The following is a 226-nucleotide window of genomic DNA, read 5'->3' as shown; positions in this document are numbered from 1 at the left end:
GCACGACCAGGCTGTCGTTCACCTCGGGCAGGCTCTCGACGACGGTGTAGAACTCGGCGGTCCCGAGCCGCACGCCGCCGCGGTTGAGGGTCGCGTCGCTGCGGCCGGTGATGGTGCAGGTGCCGCGCTCGGTGATGGTGATCCAGTCGCCGTGGCGCCACACCCCTTCGATGTCCTCGAAGTAGGCGGCCCGGTAGCGCGAGCCGTGGTCGTCGCCCCAGAAGCC

General features: G+C 70.8%; 1 pseudogene. It reads right to left on the bottom strand.

The annotated features are described in order from the left end of the window. Window positions 1–226: pseudogene (locus tag ASF38_RS18705) on the bottom strand (acetoacetate--CoA ligase); the annotation flags it as partial.

Source organism: Aeromicrobium sp. Leaf272 (assembly GCF_001422865.1).
In the GTDB taxonomy this organism is placed as follows: Bacteria; Actinomycetota; Actinomycetes; order Propionibacteriales; family Nocardioidaceae; genus Aeromicrobium.
Note: the sequence above shows the minus strand (reverse complement) of the source record. Positions and strands in the feature narration are given on the sequence as shown.